This is a genomic window from Dorea sp. AM13-35, assembly GCF_003473885.1.
Lineage (GTDB): Bacteria > Bacillota > Clostridia > Lachnospirales > Lachnospiraceae > Dorea_D > Dorea_D hominis.
On the sequence record NZ_QUCZ01000002.1, the window covers coordinates 228,366 to 252,993 of the forward strand.

Annotated in this window: 16 protein-coding genes and 1 pseudogene; 3 read left to right on the top strand and 14 right to left on the bottom strand. The window is 39.8% G+C overall.

Annotated elements, in window-relative coordinates:
• Window positions 1-26 precede the first annotated feature (26 nt).
• The 8 genes from DW152_RS04005 to DW152_RS04040 all read right to left on the bottom strand — a co-directional run bounded on the left by DW152_RS04005 (window position 27) and on the right by DW152_RS04040 (window position 9,947).
• Entirely contained in the window at window positions 27-836 is an 810-nt protein-coding gene (locus DW152_RS04005; RefSeq protein ID WP_118288013.1) for a helix-turn-helix transcriptional regulator, read from the bottom strand.
• A 337-nt stretch (window positions 837-1,173) separates the two neighbouring features.
• The gene (locus tag DW152_RS04010) at window positions 1,174-2,175 is read right to left on the bottom strand and encodes a galactose ABC transporter substrate-binding protein (RefSeq protein WP_118288014.1); all 1,002 of its coding nucleotides are present in this window, start codon (window positions 2,173-2,175) and stop codon (window positions 1,174-1,176) included.
• Between the two features lie 9 nt (window positions 2,176-2,184).
• The gene (locus tag DW152_RS04015) at window positions 2,185-2,796 is read right to left on the bottom strand and encodes a hypothetical protein (protein ID WP_117537059.1); all 612 of its coding nucleotides are present in this window, start codon (window positions 2,794-2,796) and stop codon (window positions 2,185-2,187) included.
• Window positions 2,783-4,522, bottom strand: a complete 1,740-nt coding sequence (locus DW152_RS04020; RefSeq protein ID WP_118288015.1) for a cache domain-containing sensor histidine kinase — start codon at window positions 4,520-4,522, stop codon at window positions 2,783-2,785. The genes DW152_RS04015 and DW152_RS04020 overlap by 14 nt, the downstream gene beginning before the upstream one ends.
• Window positions 4,512-6,110 (bottom strand): response regulator, encoded by a 1,599-nt coding sequence (locus tag DW152_RS04025; protein WP_021860069.1) that lies wholly within the window; start codon window positions 6,108-6,110, stop codon window positions 4,512-4,514. The genes DW152_RS04020 and DW152_RS04025 overlap by 11 nt, the downstream gene beginning before the upstream one ends.
• 122 nt (window positions 6,111-6,232) lie before the next feature.
• Window positions 6,233-7,621, bottom strand: a complete 1,389-nt coding sequence (melB, locus tag DW152_RS04030; RefSeq protein ID WP_118288016.1) for a melibiose:sodium transporter MelB — start codon at window positions 7,619-7,621, stop codon at window positions 6,233-6,235.
• A 308-nt stretch (window positions 7,622-7,929) separates the two neighbouring features.
• Complete coding sequence (locus DW152_RS04035; protein WP_118288017.1) at window positions 7,930-8,703, bottom strand: sugar phosphate isomerase/epimerase family protein; 774 nt, start codon at window positions 8,701-8,703, stop codon at window positions 7,930-7,932.
• Window positions 8,704-8,777: 74 nt separating this feature from the next.
• The gene (locus tag DW152_RS04040; protein WP_021860066.1) at window positions 8,778-9,947 is read right to left on the bottom strand and encodes a leucine-rich repeat protein; all 1,170 of its coding nucleotides are present in this window, start codon (window positions 9,945-9,947) and stop codon (window positions 8,778-8,780) included.
• Between the two features lie 337 nt (window positions 9,948-10,284).
• On the opposite strand from DW152_RS04040, the gene DW152_RS04045 reads away from it, so the two are divergent.
• Entirely contained in the window at window positions 10,285-12,072 is a 1,788-nt protein-coding gene (locus DW152_RS04045) for an aminopeptidase P family N-terminal domain-containing protein (RefSeq protein ID WP_118288018.1), read from the top strand.
• 182 nt (window positions 12,073-12,254) lie between these two features.
• On the opposite strand, the gene DW152_RS04050 is transcribed toward DW152_RS04045, so the two are convergent.
• From DW152_RS04050 to DW152_RS04070, 4 genes are all read right to left on the bottom strand, one after another.
• Window positions 12,255-15,368 carry a CotH kinase family protein gene (locus tag DW152_RS04050; protein WP_118288019.1) on the bottom strand — a complete coding sequence of 1,038 codons (3,114 nt, stop codon included), beginning with the start codon at window positions 15,366-15,368 and terminating at the stop codon, window positions 12,255-12,257.
• 182 nt (window positions 15,369-15,550) lie between these two features.
• The gene (locus DW152_RS04055) at window positions 15,551-17,062 is read right to left on the bottom strand and encodes a DUF6273 domain-containing protein (RefSeq protein WP_118288020.1); all 1,512 of its coding nucleotides are present in this window, start codon (window positions 17,060-17,062) and stop codon (window positions 15,551-15,553) included.
• 95 nt (window positions 17,063-17,157) lie between these two features.
• A complete protein-coding gene (locus tag DW152_RS04060) occupies window positions 17,158-18,492 on the bottom strand; it encodes a DUF6273 domain-containing protein (protein WP_147363194.1) in 1,335 nt (444 codons plus the stop codon).
• Window positions 18,493-18,705: 213 nt separating this feature from the next.
• The gene (locus tag DW152_RS04070; protein ID WP_118288023.1) at window positions 18,706-20,133 is read right to left on the bottom strand and encodes a DUF6273 domain-containing protein; all 1,428 of its coding nucleotides are present in this window, start codon (window positions 20,131-20,133) and stop codon (window positions 18,706-18,708) included.
• 188 nt (window positions 20,134-20,321) lie between these two features.
• Between DW152_RS04070 and DW152_RS13695 the strand changes: the two are divergent.
• Window positions 20,322-20,462, top strand: a pseudogene (locus tag DW152_RS13695) (MerR family transcriptional regulator); the annotation flags it as partial.
• A gap of 44 nt (window positions 20,463-20,506) precedes the next feature.
• Window positions 20,507-20,917, top strand: coding sequence for a hypothetical protein (locus tag DW152_RS04080; RefSeq protein WP_118288025.1), 411 nt, complete (start codon window positions 20,507-20,509; stop codon window positions 20,915-20,917).
• 137 nt (window positions 20,918-21,054) lie between these two features.
• Here DW152_RS04080 and DW152_RS04085 read toward each other — a convergent pair whose 3' ends face one another.
• Both DW152_RS04085 and DW152_RS04090 read right to left on the bottom strand, forming a co-directional pair.
• On the bottom strand, window positions 21,055-22,473 hold the full coding sequence (locus DW152_RS04085) for a glycoside hydrolase family 32 protein (RefSeq protein WP_118288026.1): 1,419 nt from the start codon (window positions 22,471-22,473) through the stop codon (window positions 21,055-21,057).
• Between the two features lie 71 nt (window positions 22,474-22,544).
• A complete protein-coding gene (locus DW152_RS04090) occupies window positions 22,545-24,524 on the bottom strand; it encodes a PTS beta-glucoside transporter subunit IIBCA (protein WP_118288027.1) in 1,980 nt (659 codons plus the stop codon).
• Window positions 24,525-24,628: the final 104 nt, after the last annotated feature.

Consider the following 24,628-nt stretch of genomic DNA (forward strand, 5'->3'; position numbering starts at 1 on the left):
AAAATAACTGGATGTTCTTTTCATTTTTACAAACTGATAACACCGGAATGTTCTCTCCATTTTTTCCGGTATTCGCTCGGTGACATCCGGTAACGCTCTTTGAACGCACGATTGAATGTCCGCTGGCTTTCAAAACCGCTGTCCAGACAGATCTCTATGATCGAGTCCTGCGTATTTTCCAGTCGCGAACATGCATAGCGGATTCTCGCATCATTTACATACTGATTAAAATTGCTGTGAAATGTTCCCGAAAACACACGGGAAATTGCATATTTACTTACGCACAGATCCTGTGCCATCTTATCCAACGTTATATTTTTCCTGAAATATCCTGAAATATATGCTACTGTCTGATAGATCAGATCATCACTTCCAACCTTGGATTTTTCATCCAGATCCAGAAGCGGTACACATCTTGCAAGCACGATCTGTAAATACGCTTGCAGAATCGTGAACTCCCTTTCCTGCGTCAGCATCATACGGTACAGCGCATAAATAACCTCTTCTCCCAGTTCGCTCCTTTTGATCACTGGCATGACAGGTGCATATTTCTGTAACTCTTCACCGAAGGATCCGATACTTCCTGCCGCTATATTTACAAGATAAATTTTATGTGCATCTGCGCCAAATACCTGATAATGGTGGATGATATCCGGAAATATAATTCCCATGTCTCCTGTTTCCAGATGATAAAGCTCCTGTCCGACACCCAGCTCCAGCGTTCCTTCCGTCACATAAACAAGCTCCAGCGTATTGTGAAGATGCGGCGCAACGTGACGTGCCCTCTTCTGCACTGCCTGGATATTCTGTTTTGTATTTTTATATTGTAAATGCATAATCTCTTGTCCGCCTCTTTTATTTTCTGCTTTGCCTTACTCTGTATCCAAGGTTATCACTTTGATATTTGAAATGCAATATTTGTCTACTTTTTTGTCCGATTTGGCAAGCATTATCTGTATTTTCATCTTATAATGACCATGTAATCAAGAGAAAGGAGTGAAGCGATATGATGAAAAAAATTAAAAATTACTTGCACGAGGTTATGGATTTCTATGGTGCTAATTATTTATATCTCGCAGCAATGTACCGTCACTAAAAAAGGACCTGCGGACTGCATGGTCCTTTTTTCATGCTTATTTTTATACTTACTTTCAGCTTATAATCTTAAGCCTTTTATTCTCTGCGGCTCGTCCTCGTGATTGCATGAGGTGTGCTGTACCAGACTTTCTTATATTTTTTAGTATTCTCTTTTAAAATCGCCTTCATCAGCTGACAAATATGTCCAACCTGGTCTTCCATCTTGTTGTCAACCGTACCGTAGATCTCTCCTGTCATGATCTTTCGATTCATTTCCGGGCTATTGTTAATTCCAAGGATTACCGGCATCTGCAAATGATGTTTTTTATAATAATCGTAGACGCCCAGTGCCATATCATCATTGTTGCATATAACAGCTTCCGCGTTGTTAATTATTTCTTTATCCAGTTTGGCAAATTTTGTTTTCGCCAGTTCTCTCTTCCAGTCCGCTGACAGATTTGCTCTCTGATTCATAGGCATATCTTCGCTCGACTTAAGAAATCCATTTGTCCGGCGAATGGCATCAAAATGTGTTTCCTCTCCTTCTACAAGCACATAGTCCAATTTCCCATTTTTGTTCCGGTCAATCTTTCCTTTCTGTTCCTCCCAGATTTTCTTTAACATTTCTCCCTGCATGGCTCCGGCTGCTTTTGCATCTGTTCCTACATACCAGACTTTTTTTACAATTTTCAGATCCTTATCATCTGCTTCACGGTTAAATAATATGACCGGAATGTCTGCATCTTCCGCATCATTGATCATGCTTGCCGCAGAAGACGGCTCTACCAGATTGACAAGAATTACATCATACTTCTGTGCATACATGCGCTGTAGCTGCTTTTCCTGCTTCCGGCTGTTTCCTTTTGCATCGTAAATCTCGTAGGAAACTTTCTTTCCTTCTATTTTCATCTGTTCCATCTTATCCTGCAGATCCTTTATATAACTCTCCATAAAAGTATCATCCAGATCATACGCTGCAATTCCTACATGCACGTACCGGTCTTCCTTTTGCGGCATTTTCCATAGGATAGTAAGAATGACCAGGAACATGAAAAGTCCCACTAGTATCAGATTGTATTTATCCATTTTTGATTTCATTTTTGCTCCTTATCCGGCAAATAATGCATCATATTTACCGCTTTCCATCGTCTCTCTGTCAAGCTTTACCGGCTTCAGAGTGATCGTTTTCATCTTCATGCTTTCGTATCCGAGTTTATATGTATTTTCCAGCAGGATCTCCTTTTTCTTCCCGTTTTTTACCTGCTCCAGAACCGATGTCTTTACCGGAAGCCGGTACGCTTTTTCTTTACTCTCTGCAAAGGAAGCGTAATACTTAAATTCTTTTTGCATTCTATCTGTCACAGCAAGAACATCCTTATAAACATAGCCATCTGCTTGTTTCTCCAGATAGTTTTCCGGATAGACAAGCACGACACCTTTTGAATTATTTTTCTTTTCTTCTTTTATCAGCTTTTTCAGTTCTTCTGCTGACATCTGTTCTTTGTACCAGACATCTAATTTCACCTGATGATCGTATGCATAATCGCGGATTCCATCCTGTAATGCCGACAGATCTTCCGGTTCGTTTTTCGGAAAAACAACTGTCATTCTGCTTCTTTTTTCTATTTTGCTGTGCTTCGTCATAAGCCCGGTTGATACCAGTGCGATAAGCAGAAGCAGCAATATCAGAACTGCATGTTTTTTTCTACTCTGTCTCATCCGTTTCCTCCATCTTCGGAATTATAATTGTCGCAGTTGTTCCTTCGTCCAGCTCACTCGTGATCGTGATTCCATATTCCTCACCATAAATCAGCTGGATCCGCTCATTTACATTCCGCACACCGATTCCGGATCCGCGCTTGCTGGATACCACTTTATTGTGCATAATATAATCTATTTTTTCCTGCGTCATTCCAAGACCATTGTCTGCTACATCTATTCCTATATTTCCGTCCTTGTCATAAATGTGGATCTCAATCTCGCCATCCTCATACATGCCTTCCATTCCGTGATAGATTGCATTTTCCAGAAGTGGCTGTATCGATAACTTCGGACAAAGGTATTTCAATAACGCCGGATCTGCTTTTACTTTAAATTCAAATTTATCCTTGAAGCGGATATTCTGGATTGCGAGATAGCTGGTCGCATGCTCCAATTCCTTTTCCAGAGGGATCATATCTTTTCCCTGGCTTAAGGAAGTCCGGAAAAATTTTGCAAGCAATGAAACCATCTCGCCGGCACCTTCATATTCTTCACTGCGGATCATCCAGATGATCGAATCTAATGTATTATATAAGAAATGCGGGTTGATCTGGGACTGCAGAAGCTTCTTCTCCATCTTCTGCTTCTCTCTTTCATTCTCACGGATTTCTTCCATCTGCTTCTGTAATTTATCTGCCATAATATTGAAATGTGCACTTAAATTTTTCAGCTCACCGATTCCTTCTTCTTCTGCTTTTACTTCATAATTTCCTTTTCCAAATTCCTGCATCGTCCGAAGCAGACGGTAAACCGGATTCGTAAAACTGCGAAAAAGCAGAATATCAAGGAAGATCAGAATCACACCAACGAGCAAAAGTGTAAACCATGCCACGGAATAGAGATTCCGGGTTTCCAGATCCAGACTGGACATGGAATTTACAAGCACAACATTCCAGCCGGTATAACCGATCTGCTGCCGCATGAGCATCCATCTTTCTCCGTCTGCCTTGTATATTTTGTAATTTTTACTTGCAAGTGCCACCTTTATCGTCTTCTCCTTATAAAGGCCGGAAACAATCTGTTTTTCAAATGGGTGATATAATAATTGGTTATCTGCATCTAAAAGATAACAATATGCGGACTTCTGATTTTTATAATGCTGCAAAACAGAATCCATCGAATCCGTATAATAATCCAGCAGAAGAACTCCTGATTTCATACTTCCATGATCGATATATTCTACATAGCGGCTGATTTCGTAAATATAGCAGGACTCTCCATTCAGCAGTAATTTCTTCTGTCCATAATTTATCGTCTCTATGTTTTCTTTCGCCTGACGGAACCATGTCGTTTCGCGAATCTCTTCTTTCTGCATATTTTCCAGATTCTCTGAATGCCATAAATCTCTGCCGTTCGCATCATACAATGCTGCCGCATAAATCGTGTCTGTTTCCCGGTTGATACGCTGCTGCATTTCTTCACTGAACAATCTGCCACTCACATCATATTCCTTGATCTCCTGATAATATATAGAATTTGTCAGATCATTCATGTTGTCAATTTCTTTTTCCAGGCTCTGTGCCAGTGCATTTTTTTGTTTTCCTGTTTTCTCAATCGCATCTTTCTGAAAATATGTAGAAAAATAATAGGAAAATAACAGCATGCAACTAATAATACAAACTGCAATAGATGCCGACATCACAACCGGAAATACAAGTCGGATGCTTATTTTTCTATTTTTCATGTTCCGCTCCTTCCAGTTTCCTGTACTTCACCGGTGACATACCGCAGTTTTTCTTAAATACATAGCTGAAATAATTCGGCTCCGGATAACCTACCATTGCACCGATCGCATGGCTCTTATAATCCGTCTGCAAAAGCAGTTTCTTCGCTTCTTCCATTCTGCGACTGATCAAATAATTCAAAAATGTGCCGCCCGTCTCCTGCTTAAATATTTTTGAAAAATAGGATGTGCTGACATGCAGTTCGTCGCATACGGATTCTACGCTGAGATCCGGATTCTGGAAATTCTCTTCTACAATCTTTCTCGCATTTTCCGCCAGAATTACATTATTATCTATCTGCTTTTTCTGGATCAGCGAACGGATGAGCTGACAGTAATTCATCAGCCAGTGCTCCAGTTCTTCTCCTGTACTTAAGGAAAGGATCTTCACTGCCATCTTCTTGGAACCGGCAAATTCTGTATCGGATGTGATTTGATATTTCTTATAAAATCTTGCAAATGAAAAGGATATCTCCAGAATGACAATCTGATATTCATTCAGGTTATAATGCCCCTTATGCAGCCATGCAAGTAATTCTTCCACCTGATTTTTCAGTTCTTCTTCCGAACAGTGTGTAATGCTTTTTCCAATCATTTCTACCTGTGTGTTCCAGTCATCTTCCACTTCCTGAAGAGGCATAATATCATTGTAATAAGTATAACTTTCTTCCGGAAGGACGAGGTTATAATCCAGCGCCTCCACCGCCTGTTCGTATAACACCGGCATGTCTTTCAAGCGTTCTGCATTTCCACTGATCCCACAGGAAATCCTGCTGCCAAAAATACGCTCGATCAGCACAGCCGTCTCGTCGATCGTCCGGGTGATTTTCCCGATATCGTGTTTTTTGTTACTGCCAAGGATAAATATTTCTTTATCACTCATACCAAATTCATACACATTTGCAATCTTTTCCAGCGCTTCCTTTAATGTCTCTTTGATCGACAGTTCACTTAAGATATCCTTTTCCTCGCCTTTTTGCACTTTGACTGCTACTACTGAATAAACAAAATCTGAAAAATCAAGCTTTAAACTTTTGATCTGTTGTTCCCGCTCTTTTACATCCATTGGCTCGGTAACAAGACGGGTGAAAAACTGCTGCCTTAAAAGTGGGAGACTCTCTGCATAGGCATGTTCCAGCCGGGCGCGGTTTATTTTCTCATCGTATTCCCTGTCCAGTTCTTCATGCATATCTGTCAGAAGCTTTCGCATCTCATCATAGTTGATCGGCTTCATAATATATTCCGACACGCCATAGCTAATTGCAAGGCGGGCATATTCAAAATCATCCCATCCGGAAAATAGAATGATCTTCGTATTCATGTAATTTTCATGTATGTTCTTCGCCAGTTCCAGACCATCCATAAACGGCATCTTGATATCACTGATCACCAGATCCGGGTGATATTCTTCCATGAGTTCCAGCGCTTCTTTTCCGTTCTGTGCCGTTCCCGCAACTGAAAATCCAAGTCCCTCCCAGTCAATACCTCTTTCCATTCCATGAAGGATCTGCTGTTCATCATCTGCTAAAATAATTTGAAATGTCCTCATTGTCACACTCCTCATATTCATCTTATATAACCAATGGCTTTTTCCCATATTATAACACAAGACAAGCCGATTTTATCCCTCTAAAATCGACTTGTCTTATTTGTTCACTATGATTATTTTATCTATTCTTCAACCACAGAACCAGTGATCTTTGCTACGACTTTTTTCATAAATTCATCACTTAATTTGTATTTACTCTTAAATACAACATATGCAAGAATAACTCCAATAGTCGGTACAACACACATTAAAATACGGATGGAATTCTGTGTTGCAAATGACTGAACAGCATTCGGAACATATCCTGTAAGTTCCAGAACAAATCCAATTGCCAGTGATGTAAATGCAGCCGTCAGCTTAACGATTAATGTCTGCAGAGAGAATACAACTCCTTCATTTCTGTTTCCGAGCACATACTCGCCATAATCTACGACGTCAGCAAGGAATACAGTTGCACATCCAAGTTCCAGACCAGTTCCTGTCTTAACGATCACACCTGCAATTGCAGTCAGCGGAATATTTGTCGGGCATACAAAGCCAACAACTAACAGAAGAATTAATCCGATCGGCGGAAGTACACATGCCATTAAGAATGCTTTCTTTCTGGATAAAATTTTTGTAACTTTCGGGAAGATCAGAAGACCTACTACCTCGGCAACAGATGCACTGATCATAAATGCAGATAACATTCCTGCATCGTTACATACATAACTGAAATAGTATGTTGCAACTCCCATGATAGCCTGAATTGCTACGTTATATAAGAGGATCAGGAGAACTGCCCATCTTAACTGGTCATTTTTCTTAATGACTGTGAAAATATCTTTGAATTTCATCTTATCTTTCTTATCGACATTATGCTGGATCTTTGGAAGATTCAGTACACATACTGCCATTGTAAAGATAAATGTTGCTGCAATGATTAATGCAAATCTGTGGTATCCTGTGTAATCTCCACCAAGACCTTTGATGATCTGTACGCCAAATCCTGCGATGATCAGTGACTGACCGATACTTGCGAAAATACGTGGTAATACGGATACTTTCTCACGTTCCTGCGGATCAGAAGTCAGGTTCGGAATAACTGACCAGTATGGAATATCCATGATTGTATAAGTCATTCCCCACAGAACGTAAATAACGGATGCGAATACGCAAAGGCTTACACCTGATAAATGGAAGTCTGTAAATACGATCACAAATACGAATGCATTGATCAGAGTTCCGATTACAAGCCACGGTACGAATTTACCGAAACGGCTTCTTGTGTTATCAACGATCATTCCCATGAATAAGTCGTTAAACGCATCCCAGATCTTTGCTACAAAAAACATAGTTCCGATGAATGCCGGTGCTACTTTAATAATATCTGTAAAATAGATCATGGAAAATGTTGCGATCATTCCATAAATCAAATCCTTACCCAATGCCCCAAACGCAAAGGAGTATTTTACTCTTCCAGGAATCTTACCCTGGTAAACTACACTACTTTTACTGTTGTTGTTCTCCATTCCCTTTATCTCCTTCTTGTGCTTTTCTTTACATGCACTTATCTTTAATGTGACTAAAGTTTAACATTCGAAAGGAAATATGAACATTTGATATTCTACTCAAAAAATATGAATTTCTATTTTTCCTCGTTCTTGCCACATGAAACCCGGTATGCTACAATGCCTTCAAGCGAAGCTGGGAAAACGGTCTGTTTTCCGCAAACTTATATCTACGGCACAAAGTCTTTATTGAATTATGGCAATCGAAAGGGGATGTAAAAAAACTCGATTGAGTTTTTTCGCATCTCCCTTTAAATCGATAAATATTTTTACATACATGAGAGTTTTTCCCAAGATTGCAAAATCCACTCCTTCTTCGCACATTCGATTGTATATGTCAGCTCTTTCTTGCAACCGGTTTCTCTGCGCCTTTTTTCTTCCTGCATAAATATCTCCTGAATTTTCTTCCACTTCAGATTACCGTCTCCGAGTGCAAGATGCGCATCTCTATCACCATGATTATCATGTACATGAATGTGCGTAAGATAAGGATTTAATCCCTGCGCCCATTCTTCTACCGGCTGAGCTGAATAGCAGTTAGCATGTCCGATATCCAGACACAAGCCAAAATTATCTGCCTCTACCTGATCTGCAACCACTTTTAACGACTCCCATTTTGGATCTAATACATTTTCCAATGCAACTTCTATGTCTGAACGTCCTTCCAGAAACTGGTTCATAAATTCTGCAACACGCTCTGCCCATCCTTCCAGAAAATAAACCTGTGGATAATAACAACTATGATATATAATCTTTTCTACGCCCAGTTCTCTTGCTGCTTCATAGGACTGATCGAAGCGAAGTCTTGTCACCTGACGAATCTGACTGTCATACGCCGCCGGATTCAGATCCAGAAACGGACCATGCAGCGTAAGATGTGCGGCTTCCATTACGTGAAGCCTCTCTTTATATTCCGGCAAATGTTCTTCCCAGTGATCCAGAACATCTGCAATGGAAAAATCGATACTCTCCACGCCCATTCCTGTCTGTTCTATTATTTCTTGCATCTCATTATCTGCGATCAGGTGACTTGCGTATACCATAGTTAATCCTTTCTTCTGTTATAATTTTTTGAAAAGTCCCGGCTATTATGATCCCGGCTGATTATTTCGCAGTGTTATTTTACTCTCACAGTTTTCACTTCACTCCATCTGGAATGATATTTTTTCCCTTTGACTGTTTTATAAGTACAGGCTTTCACATAATATTTTCTGCCTTTTTTTAATCCGGTAATTTTCTTTTTTGTTGTCTTATTACTCGGTATCACCAGTTTCTTCTCCGTGCCTTTTGCGAAATTCTTATTTGTGCTATATGCAATCTCATACCCTGTTGTCTGTATACTTTGTTTCTGCACTTTCACTGTAAATGCTTTCTTTCCGGCAGATATTTTCACAATCTTTGTACCTTGCGGCTTAATGATAAAGGACAGTTTCTTCGTGAATCTGTACTTATTATATCCATTCACTTTTACCGTATAAGTACCAACATACTGTCTTCCTGCAGAATATTTTAATTTATAGTCGCTGTCTTTCTCAAGTACTTTTCTCTTTCTGTCTTTTACGATAACTTCCGGTGTAATCTTTTTACCGGTATACACATAATTTTTCTTTTGTAAATATATGGATTTTATAAACGGAATTTTCTGATCTCCTGCACTGTCTACGTAATCTCCACAACCACTGCAATAAATTTCATAACTACATTTTCCATCCTTTTTCAGTGTAGCCATTACAATATCATCCGCAACATAAACTCTTCCCATATACATATGATCGCAAATGACATCCTGTATTACGTCCGGATCAAAAGCTTCTTCATCCACACCCGTAGAAGACATGATGGTTACAAAATCCAGTTTCGGGCAGTTTTTAAATGCATATTTTTCAATTATTCTTACAGATGATGGAATCCATACCCGACTTAAATTTGGCAAATTTTCAAAAGCTCTTGCTCCAATCTTTGTTATATTATCCTTTCCTTTCACTGATTTGATTTCCACTTTCTCAATCTGATCCGCAATTCCATTCCACGGTCTGTCTTCCGGATTTTTATAATCTGGAATCTCTCCTTTCCCGGAAATCACAAGCGCAGTCTCCACCTGTTCCTTTTCATCGACTACATCCTTTTGTTCTTCCAAATACCATTTTAATGTTCCAACTTCTCCACTTATTTTGTCTGATGCATATGCAACCATCCCCAATTTTCCTGACATGAATATCAATACAAGGAACAATGTTGCAGAAAGTATAACTGTAGTTACATGTTGTTTCCAATGTTTCTTTTTCATACGCGTCTCCTTTCTGTTGATTGCTTCTACTCCCCTAGTATATTATCTACAATAAGTATAAAGGATATCTCTCATTCATACAACTATCCAAAGGTCATAAAAACCTCCAGAGTAATATTTCTTACCTTTAACAGTCTTGTAAGTGCGGACTTTTACATAATAAGTCTTGCCTTTTTTCAGCCCTGTGATTAGGTATGCAGCGGATGGAATTTTTTTATATAACTTAACGCGATCACAAAAATTTGACAATATTCTTCCTGTTCATTTATTAACGATTGTGCTACAATCTTTGTTTGGAAGGTATTTCTATATAAGAAAAATGAAGGAGGTTTTTATTATGACAATACCAGAAAGAATCTCCGCTCTTCGCAAATTAATGGAAGAACGTGGTTACGACGTTTACATGATTCCAACCGATGATTTTCATCAGAGCGAATATGTGGGCGATCATTTTAAAGTAAGGGAATACATGACAGGTTTCACTGGCTCTGCCGGAACTGCCATTTTCACAAAAGACCAGGCTGGTCTGTGGACTGACGGAAGATATTTCCTGCAGGCTGAGCAGCAGTTAAACGGCACAGGTGTGAAGCTTTATAAAATGGGCGAGCCTGGTGTACCGACAGAAGAAGAATTTATCGCTTCGGTACTTCCGGAGAATGGAACACTTGGCTTCGACGGACGTGTTATCGCTATCGAAGAAGGTACTGCACTAGAAGCAGCCGTTGCAGCTAAAAATGGTAAGATCAACTATTCTGAAGATCTGGTAGATAAGGTGTGGACAGACCGTCCGGCACTTTCTGAAAAACCGGCATTTGCTCTTGGCGAAGAATACACCGGTGAGAGCACAGAAAGCAAACTTGCTCGTGTTCGCAAGGCTATGAAAAAAGCCGGCGCTGATGTGCATATCATCGCAGCTCTTGATGATGTATGCTGGATCACAAACCTGCGTGGAGATGACGTAGATTTCTTCCCGCTGCTTCTTTCTTATGCCATTGTAACAATGGATGAGATGAAGCTTTACATTGACGAGCGCAAGCTGAATGATGATATGAAAGCGGCTCTTGCAAAGAATAACATTACACTGCATCCGTACAATGCAATTTATGAGGATATCAAGAACTTAAGCGCTGATTCTACTGTTCTTGTTGATCCAAACAGATTAAACTATGCATTGTTCAACAACATTCCGGACGGAGCAAAAGTTGTACAGCAGGTAAATCCGACAATTGCTATGAAAGCAAAGAAAAATGATGTCGAGATCAAAAATATCATTAATGCACATAAAAAAGATGCCGTAGCCATGACGAAGTTCATGTACTGGCTGAAAACTAACATTGGTAAGATTGAAATCACAGAGTTAAGCGCTGCTGCCAAACTGGAAACTTTCCGTAAAGAGCAGGAAGGTTATCTGTGGCAGAGTTTTGAGCCGATCTGCGCATCCGGCGAACATGGTGCGATCGTGCATTATGAGCCGACTCAGGAAACAGATATCCCGCTTACTGAGAACGGATTATTCCTGACAGATACAGGTGGCGGATATTTAGAAGGATCTACAGATATCAGCCGTACTTTCGCATTTGGTAAACTGACACAACGTATGAAAGAAGATTTTACAACTGTTCTTCAGTGTAACTTCAATCTGGCACATGCCGTATTCCTGGAAGGAACAACCGGTTACAATCTGGATGTTCTGGCAAGAATGCCTGCTTGGAGACGTGGTATCAACTTCAACCACGGAACCGGACATGATGTCGGATACCTAATGAACATCCACGAAGCATCCTGCGGATTCCGCTGTGCAATCCGTGAAAAAGAGCATGCACCTCTGATGGCTGGTCTTGTAATCACAGACGAGCCGGGTATTTACATTGAAGGAAGCCACGGTGTCCGTACTGAAAATGAACTGCTTGTAAGAGAAGGCGAGAAGAATGAATATGGTCAATTCTTATACTTTGAACCGATCACTTACGTTCCGATCGATCTGGATGCCATCATCCCTGAGATGCTGACAGATCAGGAGAGAGAACAGCTCAATGACTATCATAAGAAAGTTTATGAGATTGTTGCTCCGCACCTGAACAACGATGAGCGTGAATGGTTGAAAGAGTATACAAGAGCCATCTAATGTAACGAGACCTTGAGTCACTATGACTTAATCTAACTACTAATAGCAACACGCATAAATGCTGTCTCTAATGATATGTTCCCAGTTTTCTGAATATATCATTACGAGACAGCATTTTTTATGATAATGCTCTAAGCAGGAAGTTATCCACCACCACCGGCATCACTCTTTCAATATTTCAACTACTTCACAGTCACATTTTTCGCTCCTGCTTTTTTCAGGCGCTTCTGATAGGTTTTCTGATCTGCTTTCTTCGCTTTCAGCTTCATTTTGGAATCCGTTTTGGCAAATGCCTGTTTCCCGAATTTCGCTTTTCCGGCTTTAAACTGTACAGTTTTCAGATTCTTACATCCATAAAAAGCTTTCTCTCCAACCCGCTTCACATTTGCACCAAATACAACGGATTTCAGTTTTTTGTTGGATTTAAATGCTTTTGATGCTACTGCTGTAACTGTGTATTTTTTCTTTGCGATCTTAATCGCTGACGGAATCTTAAGGCTTGTTTTCTTCGCATTTGAAATTCCGATTGCTTTCACAGTTCCGCCTTTTACAGTAACGCTGCTGACTTTGTATGCGATTCCTCCGGATACCACTTTCATTCCCGGCTTCACCTGTTTCTGAGTAGCAGTTCCAACCTTCACTTTACAAACCCGGATAACCGTTCCGCTCTCCTGCATAGTAGAAACAACTGTAATCTGTGCCTCACCGTCCCTAACACCTTTTACGATACATTTATTTCCAAATGTTTCCAGCTCTACTGCCGGATCGTCACAATAATATTCTACGTCAAAGCTCTCTGTAATATCATCCGGATATGGAATTGCATTTAATACCGTATATCCACCTTTTTTCATTTTCACATCCGTTTTGTTCAGATCAAATCCGTTACAATATATCTCATCATCAACCGGCTCTATAATATGTACTTTACAGCTTGCTTTTACTTTACCGTTTTTTGTAGATGCTGTAACTACCGTATCCCCAACACCAAGAATCTGTATCTCGCCATCCCCGGAAATTTTACCGACTTTTGAATTAGAGCACTTCCATATAAGCTCCTCGTTCTCACCGCTTCCTCCGATTACATAATATGGAATAGATAATGTATCTGTCTCATCATCATCTAAATAATCTGAATCTGTCTGGTAATACGTTTGTGTGATCTTATCATAGCCAAGTATAATCTTAGAGACTGGTTTTATTCTATCAGCACGTGTCCATTTGGCTGTGATTGTCATATCATCGTAAATTTCCATTTTCTTATCTACACGGTACGTCTCTCCGTCGTCGTTTGCGTACCAGCCACTGAAAACGTAGCCTTTCTTTGTTCCCGTTTTAGGAAACTCAGCACTGTCTCCATCTGCTACATTCTGTATGGAAAGAACTTTTTTACCATCCATGAATTTTACCTGGTGGTATTTTGTCTGTAAGGTATTTATATTTTCATTCACCCATTTGATACGCGCCTGAATCCAGCCTTTAAGCTGATCCACACTCTGCTGGAAAGTTTTATCTTTTTCGTCTACATCATAGTTGCCGCCATACTGATAAGCATTATATTTCATAGAATTGCGGATTTTTTCTGCATACTGATCGATCTGACCGCCGTCTTTGCTGGCTTCTTCCATCACTTTGCGGATCTCTGTCCAACGCGCAATCATTTTATCAGCAAAATCTTTATCCCTAAATAACCGTCCAAACCAGACATTCTCCTTCATTGCCCAGCCTTCGCAGTTATATTCATTGTATTCATTATTGCCCCACGCTACATAATCGAAATCCCAGAGCGGTCCCCAGAATAATTTGCCATTCCGTGGTTTGTATAAATAAGTACTTGTGCTGCCAAACGCATCACCGTTCATACTGAATTCCTGCATCCAGTAATAATCAATCGCTGCATCGACATCCATATATTCTGCGTAAGATTTTCCGTCCTTTTTGAAATCTTTTCCATATATCGCATCTTCTGTATCCTGCACATATTTAGAAATGTAATTATACTGCGCTTCATTTTCATAATCTTCGAAAGAAGGTCTTTCGATCAGATAATCTGTGCCTTGTTTTGTATGAATGATCTTTCCATCTTCATCTTTGTATGGAGACATTGAAAGCAGATATCCGCCTGTGATCGTCGGCTCATCTGTTGCAGCTTTGGATTCGTCATCTGCCTCCAGATCATCGATATCTACACGGGAGTTTCCGACGCGCACCTGTTCAGAGAGCAGATAACTTCCATAATATTGTCCATTCATGACAACATCAACATATACACACTCCGGTGTGTAAGCCATGCCAAGTTTTTTGCCCATCCAGTATGTAATCTTATTACGGATATGGCTCGGATCATAATAATCAGCTAACAGAACCCAGTGCTTGTTTTTACCCATATTAAACAGATTTGCTTTTTTATCCAGCTTGATCTTGTATGGATTCTTCCCGGTGCCCCATGTGGAATTTCCACGTCCGCGGATATATTCCATTGAATAGGTTTCAGTCTTCAGATTGTTCGTCTTTCCTTTATCGTTGGCATATTCGCAGGTGTATCCATTCGGGATCTCCACCTTCATATCACCGTAGCACTCTGTATCATGCTGCTGGTCGCCATTCATCGAATCAATGCTTCCTTTTGTCTCATCGATATTAAAATATATGGTCGGGACCGTACTTTTCGTAAATGTAATCGCACGCAGTGCCATTCCGGTTGTTGTCTCATTTTCACCCGGAACAATCTTAAACGATACTTTATGCTTTCCGGTAATTTTCTGCTCGGATACACTTGTTGTCTCGATTTTGGTGTACCATTTTTTTGCACGTTTCTGCTCTGCAGGTTTTACTTCTGCAAATGGAGTTGTGTTGTCATCCAGATAAAATTCCAGTTTTGCTTTTGTTCCTTTTACTGACAATGCATCAACATCCACTCTTCCGATCGTTCCGCCGGAGAAATCAAATTCATCCGCAAATGTAAATGTGTTGTCTGCCACATCCGTCGAATTGCCGGACACAAGAAGTCCTTCTGCTGCCTTGCTGTACGCGGCTTTTACCTGTTCCGGATTAGACAAAGTAATTTTCTGTTCATTGTAAAGACCTGAAATATTCTGTATGTCAAATGCGTCTTTCGATTCTGTATCCGCATCAGACACTGTGCCATCTGCCGCATCATTACCCGCGTTACTTTCTATGCCTTTTTCATTCTGTCCTGCCTGTGCTGCCACCGGAAGCTCCGTCATAGTCGCGCACAATGCTGCTGCCATTGTTGCTGCCATAAGCCTCTTCACGAATGCGTTGCTCTTTTTCATCGCTTCTCCTCCTCACTCTTTGTTCGGGATTGTATTTTCATTTATGAACTTAGAATACTGCATCAAAAAAGCGAAAACAATACACCTCAAAGTATCTTAAGAAAGCATTCAAGAAATCTTAAGAAAAGCGGACATTCTGCTGAAATGTCCGCCTTATTATTTCTGTTATTTTTTAACAATCATTATTTGATTGTAACGCTCTTTCCTACTACTGATTTCTTGAAAATCTTCTTATAAGATTTCACCATCTTCTTATTCTGTTCTTTTGTTCCGACTTTTACATAAACTGTTTTTACTTTAGAGCTTTTCATACAGTCTTTGATCTGAGATTTCTTTAAGCTCTTTGTCTTCAGAACAACTTTTGTTGCTTTTGATCCTGCGAATGCATTTTTCTTCAGTGTTTTAACATTTTTTCCGACGGTTACTTTAGCGATTTTTGCGCCTTTCAGAGATTTTGCTTCAACTTGTGTAACTTTAAATGTTTTACCTGCAATTTTAATTGTAGAAGAAATGGTATAACTCTTTATATTCTTTGCTTTTACAACAGAAACTGTCTTTGCCTTTGGTGAAAGCACTTTGTATACAGAACCGGCAATTGTATATTTTGCGCCTGCTACAATCTTCTTCTCCGGCTTTGGTTCTGGCTTTGGTTCTGGCTTTGGTTCCGGTGTCGGTTCTGGTTTTGCCGGTAATTTTTCGATTGGAACATTCTTCACCTGTGTCTGGAACTTATCATTTGTAAATGTTGCTGTATAAGCAGTATTTCCTTCTTCCTGCTCTGTTGCTTCCTTTGTCACTTCTGAAGTAACTGTTCCTTTTTCATTAATTCCGTTGCCGCAGTTTTCACAAATTGTACATGCTTCACAGGAACTGTTGTCTTCTGACCAGATGTACTCCGGTTCACCATATTTATGTCCGGTATCTTCAACATTAATGCTCCATGTTGTTACGTCTTCATTGTCAGATTTTGATATGCAGATATCTTTTGTCAGATCCATATAAAATGCAGGGCGAGCCCATTTTGTATTGTCCATGATATTCGCATTGCCAAGTGTTCCACTTTCACTGACAGATCCGACACGGTTTACCATCTTTGCTGTTGAGCGTGTCCACCATGCATTGGCATATTTTTCTCCTGGAAAATATGCCATTCTTGCAGCATTATCTTTGAAATATTCTGCATTATCTGCTTCTTCTGCTGATAAAAAGAATACTTTGTTAGCTTTAGATTCTCCTTCTTTATAAGCTCCATCTTTATATGCCACATCAGAAATATCTGTTTCCTTTACCAAATCGGATTCTTTTAAAACATTTTTGTAAAAATTTTCACACCATGTTTTCACATTACTGGAATCCCACTTATTTCCTTTCCCCATCTGATTAAAGATCAAAGTATCTGATCCCTCTTTATCTTTCCACAGATATTCTGAAAGAAGGTATGCCTTGTCGGCAACTCCATCCCCGTCTGTATCTGCTGTATCCAGTACAATCCAGCTTGGAGTTCCTACATAACTATCATCAGCAACTCCCATAGATACGTGATCGCCTTTCTTTATCTCCGCACTAGGTGCCGCTGCCTGAACTTCTTGTGCACCTGCCATACCCAGAACAGATCCCCCAAGAACAGTTGTTGTGAGCATTGCAAGTGAAAGTGTGTGCGCAATGCCCTTCTTTGTAACAATTTTTCTTTTCATGTTTTCTTTCTCCTCTCTTGGAAAATTGTTTATATCTAACACAGACTATCCTACTGTGCTTGATATTCCCCATTACTGTAAAATGTTATGTATTTCTATACAATCTTTACTTTACGACCAATTACAGATTTCCGAAAAAATTTTTTATATGATTTTAGAACTTTTTTATTCTGTGCTTTTGTTCCAACTTTTACATAAACCTTTTTTACTTTAGAGCCACTCATGCAACCTTTGATCTGAGATTTCTTTAAGTTCTTTGTCTTCAGAACAACCTTTATTACCTTGGATCCCGCAAATGCATTTTTCTTCAATGTCTTAACATTCTTGCCAACTGTTACGTTATCAATTTTTGCTGCTTTCAGAGAGTTTGCTTCAACCTGTACGACTTTAAATATTTTACTTTCAATTTTGACAGTTGAAGAAATTATATAGCTCTTTACATTCTTTGCTTTTGCGACAGAAACTGTCTTTGCTTTTGGCGAAAGCACTTTGTATACAGAACCTGCTACCGTATATTTCGCTCCGGACACAATCTTCTTTTCCGGTTTTGATGTCGGTTTTTCTGGTTGTTTTGCAAGCGGAATATGCTTCACCTGTGTCTGGAATATTTTGTTTGTAAATGTTGCGGTTAAGGAACATACACCTTCTGTTTTCTCCGTTGCTTTCTTTATAATCTCTGACACGCCAACTACATTTTCTGTTACTTCTTTTCCACAGATAACGCAACTCGTCACTGCGGTACATGTTTTTTGATCATCTGACCAATAATACTCCGGCTCTGCATAGCTGTGCGGATCTTCTGCACCATCTATAAACCAGATCTGCCTCCCTTTGTTTTCTGTTCCGGTTATAGATTTGATCGAAGATAAGTCCGCCCAGAATGCCGGTCTTGCTGCACTTATCTCATACACAAAATTCTTTCCCAGATCTCCATAGCTGAAAACCCGTCCCGCACACACATTACTGTTTTCACGCGGTGAACGGAGCCACCAGCTCTCTGCCTTTCCTGCATTTTTCCCGTCATGCAGGTATGCAATTCGCTGATTTTTCTCCGGCATATATTTTGCCACTTCTTCTGCCGATAAGAAAAATACTTTATCTTTATTTAACAAATTCTCCTGCTTTGAATATTGTATTGTCACAATATCCGGAGACTGAAAAAATGCGTCTGATTTTGTCGTTTCTTTTATTTTTAAGCCAGCGACGTCTGCCAACACGGCATTCTCAAAATCTGCACACCACTGTTTTGCTTCACTTTTCGTCCACAGATTTCCTTTTGTTTCATCTGTATTAAAATGAATCAGCTCTCCGGCTTCGGTTCCGTCCCCTTTCCAAAGATATTCAGATAACAAGAGCACACTACCGTCACTGTCTTTTTCAAGCACCCTCCAGCAAGGTAATCCCGTATAACCTTCCGCATTTTTCCCCATAAAAAGAAGATCCCCTGTTTTTATATCCGCTATCCTCTTCGCATTTACTGTTTCCGCATTTACTGTTTGTGGTTTCCGGAAAATTAGACCACATATACAAATCAGTACGATCGATAGAAAAGCATATATCCATCTTCTTTGTATTTTCTTCATTTTCTTTCATTCCTTTCCCAAACTTTTGCTTTATACAACTTCTTCTCTCTAATCAATTTATTAAAAAAGTCTTACGCTTCGTCCAAGAACTGATTTCTTGAAAAATTTCTTATATGCTTTTAATATCTTCTTATTCTCTTTCTTTGTTCCGACTTTTACTTGTATTGTTTTTACTTTTGATGATTTCATGCAGTTTTTAATTGTTGATTTCTTCAGATTTTTTGTCTTTAAAATCACTTTTGTTACTTTTGATCCCGCAAATGCCTTTGGCTTTAAAACTTTTACATTTTTTCCAATTGTTACTTTAACAATTTTAGAATCTTTGAACGCTTTCGCTTCAATCTGCATAACTTTAAATGTTTTTCCTTGAATCTTAACTGTAGAAGAAATGGTATAATTCTTTACATTCTTTGCTTTCACAATTGAAACCGTCTTTGCCTTTGGTGAAAGCACTTTGTATACAGAACCGGCAATTGTATATTTTGCTCCTGCTGTAATCTTCTTAGATTTTGTCTCTGTCTTTGATGGCAGTTTCTCAATGGAAATATTTTTCACCTGTGTCTGAAAACGTTCATCCGGAAATGTTGCTGTATATGCATCCATTCCATTTTCTTTCGCTGTTGGTTTTTTTTCACTTGTTACAAATACTGTTGCTTTCTCAACAATACTCTCTCCACAAATCTCACAACGAATCGTTCCTGTGCATCCCCGATTGTCCTTCGACCATTCATATACCGGTGCACCATAAGTATGTCCCAGTTTATCTGCATCCGCTTTCCATACAGTTACACCGTCTTTTTCTGTTTTCACCGCACAAATATCTGATGGAAGCTGTAAATTGAATCCAGGTCTTGCTGCGATCAGATGCTCGATGGAATAATTATGAATTGATCCATCATTATCCACCACTCCAATATAATCATGATATTCACTACAGTCTGTTCCCGGGCAACGAAGCAGCCATTTGTAACCACTACTAAGATTCGCTCCGGTTCTGTATGCATCATACTCTTTAAACGATAAGAAAAATACTTTATCTTTATCTGTTTTCGTTCCGTCAATATTACTTACATCCAGCCATGCCGATCCGCTCTCTGTATCCGTTGTCCTTACGCCAATCACTCGATCCTTAACTGTAACCGGAAGCTTCCTGTAATACTCTGTACAATATTTCTGCGCACTGCTTCCTTCCCACGCGTTCGATTCTCCCTTCTCATCGAACATAATCTTATCGTAATATCCATTCAACATTACAAATGTTCCACTTGTCCCGACATTCGTCTCCGTTGGATTTAAAACCACATAATCTTCTTTCCAATCGCCGGATTGCAATTCTAAGATATTTCCCTGTTTCATATCTTCTCCGAGAACTGCCGCATGTACGTCCCATGGCTTAGCCAATCCGGCCAGTGTTAAACATGCCGCCATACAAAATACCGATTTCTTAACAGATGCATGCCATTTTTTTTCTTTATTCTTTTTTTTCATACTTTTTCCCTTTCCCCAAACAAATATGTGTTATTAGTGTTTTCTATAAGTCCTCCTCATATATTAATTTTTTGTATATATTGTATATTATCTTGTTGTATTCATTCTCATTTTTGTTTATTTTTATAATTGGATTATATCTGTCATATATATCATTGTCAATACGATAACACCTCTATATTGCCAAATCCGGTATCCGGAAATTTTCCGATGCGGAAATGGAAGCGTTGCATGTTATTGAATGTTTGAAAAAATCAGGATTACAGATCAAAGAGATCAAGCAATTTATGCAATGGTGCACGGAAGATCCTTCCACTTACGGAAAACGTAATCTTGCACACGGAATCGAAAAGTAAAATCATGAGGAATCATTATGAAGAAAAAGATATTTAACATTATTCAGATTGGCGACAAGAGCAATCGTATCAGCCGGGCTTTTGATTTTTTTATTACGATTGTGATCATTTCCAATATTCTTGTAACTTTTTTGGAAACCTTTGAACAGTTGTCCTTTTTATCCGGCTTCTTTTGCGGCATGGAATATGTAACCATTTTTATTTTCTGCATTGCTTATCTCGGCGTCGGTGTTGTCGCTATTCCGACCGGTATTATCAGCGCCGGTTTCGTCGAGCAATACCAGCACAAAAGCAATATTTCCGATTTTTTAGTATTGCGCGATCATTTGTCTGTGCTTCCCCAGAAAAATATGATATTAAAGTTAAATGATATTATTGTGATCCGTACGCAAGAGGAGGATAGCAAGCAAATTATTCGTAATCTTTAATCACCTGATCATTTCTGAGCAAATGCTTACAACAGGTAACTGAAAATATCCTCAAAAAAGCCACCGATAACTTTTCATCTGTTATCAGTGGCTCCTTTTTAACGCTGTCATCGTTGAAAGCTTTCGCCCCAGCGTCCTTATTTTATTTCTGCAAGACAGATGTCTGCTCCTTCTGCCTGTACATTAATGTTGTACTTATCCGGGTAATATCTCGTTGAAAATACATATTCTCCGTCATTTACAAATACTTCTACGGAAGAGACATCCGCAATAACACGGATATTCGTCACTTCATCCGTTTCTACATACCGGCAGTCTCTTCCGGCAGAAACGCAAGTCTTTCTATTGTCTGTAAAACGCATCCTGAATCTGCCATCTGTATATTCCAGAAGCAATTCTTCAGCCAATGCAATACAGAACTGGTTGTTCTGTATTTTATCTATTTTCAGATCATATGCCTTGCAGGAATCTGCCTGCAGTTTATTTTCTGCAATCTTTGTAATCGCTTCTTTGTAATCCAGCTCTCTGATCGGTCTTTGACAGATTTTTCCATCTTTCACATAAATCTCTCTCGGCAGAGTAAAACAATGCTGCCATCCATCTGCGATTGTCAGGTTTGTATACGCTTCGCAGTCCGGCATTCCCATCCAGCTGATGTGAATCCGTCTTCCATCTTCTGTCTCAAAACTCTGCGGTGCGTAATAATCAAATCCATAATCCCAGAGTTTATATTCTCCAAGTTTATAAGAAGATAAAATATCTCCCTCTACTTCAAAATATCCGGACTGATATACGTTACGTTCTTCCCAAATACCGCCTTCTAAGCCTTGTACAGAAGCAGACAGGATTTTCTTATCTCCAATCGTAAAATAATCCGGGCATTCCCACATATATCCAAATGGTTCCTTCGATTCAATTCTGCTCTTAAACTTCCAGTTTACTTTATCTTTAGATGTAAAAATGAGTATCTGCCCTACATCTTCTTTCGTACGCGCTCCCTGCACCATATAGTAAGTGTCCTGCTCTTTCCAGACTTTTGGATCACGCACATGACAGGTCAGATCATCCGGATAATCTGTATTTCTCATCAATTGCTTTTTATGTCCGAAATGGATTCCGTCCTCGCTTGATACAAGTACTGTATTTCCTTCTCTTCCGGTTCGGATATAGTCATACTCACCATCTTCCAGTTTCACATTACCTGTGTAATAGAGATACATTTTTCCGTCTTCCACAAGCGCACTTCCAGAATACACTCCATGACAGTCGAACGGCTGATCCGGATACAAGGCAACTCCCTGATATTTCCAGTCCAACATATTGTCACTTATGTAATGTCCCCACATCTTCACGCCGCCTTCTGCGTCAAATGGCGAATACTGGAAAAATGCATGGTACACACCTTCAAACTGGCAGAGTCCGTTCGGATCATTGAGCCAGCCCACTGGCGGCATCAGGTGGAAATGTTCCCGGAATAAAAGCTTTTCTTCCTTTTCAGCCCCCTGTGTTTCTGCGATATCTGTTAATTTTATAAGATCTCTTGTTAATGCGTTCATCTACGTTTATCTCCATCTTATCTATGTCTGAATCTGATCGCTTTTATCTCTGATTGCGAATCATTCAATTATTATTTAACCAGTCTGCATACTTCATCTGTAGAAGTAACTTCTCCCGGTTCTGCTTTTTCAACTTCGCTGAAATCATCTGCATTCGCCAGGATCATCATTGTCGTTGCCGGATGGCCAGCTTCTTTCACAGCATCCAGATCAACTTCAACCAGCACGTCTCCTGCCTTTACCTGATCTCCGTCTGCAACCTTTTTCACAAAACCGGTTCCGTCCATCTTCACTGTGTCGATTCCAATATGAATCAGAAGTTCACCACCGGTTTTTGTTGTTAAGCACACAGCATGTCCGGTTTCAAAAATATTGGTGATCTCGCCGTCACACGGTGCTGTCACTTTCCCATCCTCCGGTTCTACTGCAATCGTTGTTCCCAGTAACTCTCCTGCAAATGTTTCGTCTGCCACTTCAGAAAGTGGAACTACTCTTCCTTTTACCGGACTGTATAATACTTCTTCTGATACTGAATCCACAGCATTTTCTGATACTTCTGGGTTTGTTGTATTTTCTGTTTCCATCGAGTCTTCTGCTTTTGCTGTGTCTGCTGCTATGTCTGTATTTTCAATCGCTGTTGCTTCTATATTACCAGTTGTCTGTGTCTCCGCTTTCTTATCTGTATAGATCACAAATGAGATCACAAATGCCACACCGACAGAAATGATCATTTCTATCAGATACTGTAATGGCTGGTTGAGGCAAAGCAGGATTCCGAAAATACCGGTCACTCCTGTTCCTTTCGCGCCAAGATGTGCAAGTGATGCATATAAAGCGCCACATCCTCCACCGATACATCCTGCGATAAATGGTTTGAAAAATCTTAAGTTGACACCGAAAATCGCTGGTTCTGTAATTCCCATAAACGCACTAAGTGAAGATGGAAGTGCAAGAGATTTAATTTTCTTATCTTTGGATTTTACACCAACTGCAAGTGCTGCGGCACCCTGTGCAACGTTTGCTGCACTTGCAAGTGGAAGCCAGTAAGTTACGCCATATTTTGCAAGCTGTCCGATATCGATTGCGGTATACATCTGATGAATACCGGTAACAACTGTCGGTGCATACAGACTTCCCATGAGCAGACTTCCAAGTCCGAGAGGAAGTGTCAGCATCCACTGGATGAGTCCAAGTACTGCATTTTCTGCCCATACGAAAACCGGGCCTACAATAGAAAGTGTTAAATAACCGGTCACAAATACACTGACAAGCGGCGTCACGAAGAGATCCAATATTTCCGGAACTATCTTATGCAGCTTCTTCTCCAGTACGGACAAGATCCATACCGCAATAATTACCGGAATGACATGTCCCTGATAGCCGACCATATCAATATGGAACAGTCCACCAAATACGCTCTGTGTCTGCTTGACACCTTCTGTTGCCACTGTATATGCATTCTGCAGAGACGGATGGATCATGATCATACCGATGACCGCTCCAAGATACTGATTGGCGCCAAATGCCTTCGCAGCTGAAAATGCAATCAGGATCTGCAGAAATGTATAAGCGATATTACTGAATAAATTAGCAAATACATAAATAGAACTGTGTGTATCAATATGCAGAAAGCCATTGCTGTTCATAAAATCAAGTGAGTTCATGATTCCCATAAGGAAACCACTCGCTACGATCGCAGGAATGATCGGTACGAAAATATCACCTAATAACTTAATCGCACGCATAAACCAGCTCTGCTTGTCTGTCGCTGCCTGTTTTGCTTCTTCTTTTGTGCTTGCAGTAATCCCGGCGATTTTGATAAATTCATCAAAAACTTTGTTCACGGTTCCCGTGCCGAGAATAATCTGAAGCTGTCCGGATGCCTCAAACACCCCCTTTACTCCTTCTACATTCTCCAGTACTTCCTTGTTCGTCTTACTGTTATCGGCAATTACAAGCCGAAGTCTTGTTGCACAATGTGCGGCAGATGCAATATTCTTACTTCCGCCAACATGTTCTAAGATTTCTTTTGCCGTCTTATTGTAATCCATCTCTTGCTCTCCTTCCTCATTCATTCCTATAATGTGAAATCGTTTTCACATTTCATGGTTTTATAATAAGAAAAAAAATGCCATTTGTAAAGATGGCATTTTTA

Coding starts and splice junctions, on each gene's coding strand:
- DW152_RS04070 (WP_118288023.1), bottom strand. CDS start 20,133: ATGAAAAAAAAGAATAAAGAAAAAAAATGGCATGCATCTGTTAAGAAA.
- DW152_RS04050 (WP_118288019.1), bottom strand. CDS start 15,368: ATGAAAAAGAGCAACGCATTCGTGAAGAGGCTTATGGCAGCAACAATG.
- DW152_RS04085 (WP_118288026.1), bottom strand. CDS start 22,473: ATGAACGCATTAACAAGAGATCTTATAAAATTAACAGATATCGCAGAA.
- DW152_RS04015 (WP_117537059.1), bottom strand. CDS start 2,796: ATGAGACAGAGTAGAAAAAAACATGCAGTTCTGATATTGCTGCTTCTG.
- DW152_RS04045 (WP_118288018.1), top strand. CDS start 10,285: ATGACAATACCAGAAAGAATCTCCGCTCTTCGCAAATTAATGGAAGAA.
- DW152_RS04035 (WP_118288017.1), bottom strand. CDS start 8,703: ATGGTATACGCAAGTCACCTGATCGCAGATAATGAGATGCAAGAAATA.
- DW152_RS04090 (WP_118288027.1), bottom strand. CDS start 24,524: ATGGATTACAATAAGACGGCAAAAGAAATCTTAGAACATGTTGGCGGA.
- DW152_RS04040 (WP_021860066.1), bottom strand. CDS start 9,947: ATGAAAAAGAAACATTGGAAACAACATGTAACTACAGTTATACTTTCT.
- DW152_RS04025 (WP_021860069.1), bottom strand. CDS start 6,110: ATGAGGACATTTCAAATTATTTTAGCAGATGATGAACAGCAGATCCTT.
- DW152_RS04060 (WP_147363194.1), bottom strand. CDS start 18,492: ATGGGGAAAAATGCGGAAGGTTATACGGGATTACCTTGCTGGAGGGTG.
- DW152_RS04080 (WP_118288025.1), top strand. CDS start 20,507: ATGAAGAAAAAGATATTTAACATTATTCAGATTGGCGACAAGAGCAAT.
- melB (WP_118288016.1), bottom strand. CDS start 7,621: ATGGAGAACAACAACAGTAAAAGTAGTGTAGTTTACCAGGGTAAGATT.
- DW152_RS04055 (WP_118288020.1), bottom strand. CDS start 17,062: ATGAAAAGAAAAATTGTTACAAAGAAGGGCATTGCGCACACACTTTCA.
- DW152_RS04020 (WP_118288015.1), bottom strand. CDS start 4,522: ATGAAAAATAGAAAAATAAGCATCCGACTTGTATTTCCGGTTGTGATG.
- DW152_RS04010 (WP_118288014.1), bottom strand. CDS start 2,175: ATGAAATCAAAAATGGATAAATACAATCTGATACTAGTGGGACTTTTC.
- DW152_RS04005 (WP_118288013.1), bottom strand. CDS start 836: ATGCATTTACAATATAAAAATACAAAACAGAATATCCAGGCAGTGCAG.